Below are 2,142 nucleotides of genomic sequence, written 5' to 3' on the forward strand. Positions count from 1 at the left end.
CCGCGACGGCGGCACCGCACAGAAAAGCGCGACGGACGGGATCGTGATCTCGGGTCATGCGGGGCTCCGAAAAAGGGGGTCGCGGGAGCGGGCGCTCGGCGGGACGCGACTGTAGGGGCGGGTTGCCTATTTGTGAAATCGATCCTATCAATCGACCTCATTCACACAATGAATGAAGGTCCGGCCGTGCCGCACCCCGACATCGACCTCAACCTGCTGCGCGTGCTCGATCGGCTGCTGGCCGAGCGCAGCGTCACCCGTGCCGGCGAGATCCTCGGGCGCTCGCAGCCCGCCGTATCCAACGCTCTCGCCCGGCTGCGGGCCGCGCTCGGCGACGAGCTTCTGGTGCGCGGGCCCGACGGGCTGGTTCCGACGCCCCGCGCCGACGCGATCCGCGAGCCGCTGCGCGAGGCGATGGCGCTGGTCGCCGCAATCCTGTCCGACGGCGGCGCCTTCGACCCGGCCCGCTTCACCGGCGTGTTCCGCATCAGCACGCCCGACCGCCAGAGCCTCGCCGTAGTGCCGCCGCTGCTCGACCGCATCCGCCGCCTGGCGCCGGGCGCCGCCCTGCACGTGATCACGGCCGACCGCCACCACGCGCTCGACCTGCTCGACGACGGCAAGACCGACCTCGCCATCGGCTGGATCGACGGCGAGCCGCGCCATCTCCATCACGCGCTGCTGATCGACGAGACGCTGCATTGCGTGCTGCGCCGCGGCCATCCGCTGTTGAAGCGCAAGGCGCGCTTCGACATCGCCGGCGTGCTGTCCTTCCCGCACGTGGTGGTCAGCGCCACCGGCGCCCGCACGGCGATCTTCGACGATCTGCTCGCCGCCCAGGGCCTCGCCCGGCAGGCGCTCGTCACCGTGTCGAACTTCACCGTGGTGCCGCAGCTCCTGGCGCAGAGCGACATGATCGGCGTGTTCACCCAGATCGCCGCCGGGATCTTCGAGACCTCATTCGGCCTCGCCACACGGCCGGTGCCGCTCGACGTCGGCACGCTGCCGACCCGCATGGTCTGGCCGGCCCGCCACGACCGCGACAAGGCCCAGGCCTGGCTGCGCGAGCAGATCAGGACCGTGTACCGGGATCTCGCGCGCTGACGAGACCCGGTGCGCAGGCGCGGCGGACCTTTTCCCTCTCCCCTCGCGCGGGTTTGCATCATTGGTCATTCCGGGGCGCGCGAAAGGCGCGAACCCGGAATCCAACGCCGCACTCGGCATTCTCGGCTGGATTCCGGGTCCGGCGCTGCGCGCCGTCCCGGAATGACCAATTTGGCAAAGCCACCTCGCCGGAGAGGGTTCGAGCCCCGTCCGGCGCAGCTCACTTCCGGCCGAACAGCCGCTCGATATCGGCGAGCTTCAGCTCGACATAGGTGGGGCGGCCGTGGTTGCACTGGCCGGCATTGGGAGTCGTCTCCATCTCGCGCAGCAGCGCGTTCATCTCCTCCGGCTTGAGCCGGCGGCCGGCGCGGATCGAGCCGTGGCACGCCATGGTGGCGGCGACGTGCAGCAGGCGGCGCTCCAGCGGGAGCTGATCGTCCCATTCGGCGAGGTGCTCGGCGAGATCGCGCACCAGCGCGCCGACGTCGAGGCGGCCGAGCAGGCCGGGAGTCTCGCGCACCGCCACGGCGCCGGGCCCGAACGCCTCCAGCACCAGGCCGAACTGCGCCAGGTCGTCGGCGCGCGCCACCAGCCGGTCGACGTCGGCGTCGTCGAGATCGACCACGGCGGGGATCAGCAGGAGCTGGCGGGCGATGCCGCCCTCGGCCAGCGCCGCCTTCATGCGCTCGTAGACGATGCGCTCGTGCGCGGCGTGCTGGTCGACGATGACGATGCCGTCGCGGGTCTGCGCCACGATGTAGGTCTCGTGGAGCTGCGCCCGCGCGGCGCCGAGCGGCTGCTCGGTCGTGTCGCCCGGCCGCTCCGCGTCGTCGGCCGGAAAGGCGGTCGCCCGCGCGTCGGCGGAGGGCGGACCGACGTCGAAGGCGGCCTGGCTCTGGCCGAGCCGGTCGAACGCCGCCTGCGCCACGTCGGCGAAGCCGTCCGGGGCCGGCTCGGCGAAGCCGTCCGGGGCCGCCCCGGCGGCCGGCCGTGCCGGCGAGCCCCGCCAGTCCCACGATCCGGGCCGCGGCTCCGACC

2 protein-coding genes are annotated in these 2,142 nt (G+C 72.5%); one reads left to right on the forward strand and one right to left on the reverse strand.

The window, feature by feature from the left end:
• The first annotated feature begins 186 nt into the window (after positions 1-186).
• The gene (locus CH341_RS30850) at positions 187-1,104 is read left to right on the forward strand and encodes a LysR family transcriptional regulator (protein ID WP_170149884.1); all 918 of its coding nucleotides are present in this window, start codon (positions 187-189) and stop codon (positions 1,102-1,104) included.
• A gap of 220 nt (positions 1,105-1,324) precedes the next feature.
• Here CH341_RS30850 and CH341_RS30855 read toward each other — a convergent pair.
• Positions 1,325-2,142, reverse strand: an 818-nt coding sequence (locus CH341_RS30855) for a DNA mismatch repair MutL family protein (protein WP_483475697.1), incomplete at its 5' end; no start/stop codon positions are given.

It is taken from the genome of Rhodoplanes roseus (assembly GCF_003258865.1).
GTDB classification, from domain to species: Bacteria; Pseudomonadota; Alphaproteobacteria; order Rhizobiales; family Xanthobacteraceae; genus Rhodoplanes; species Rhodoplanes roseus.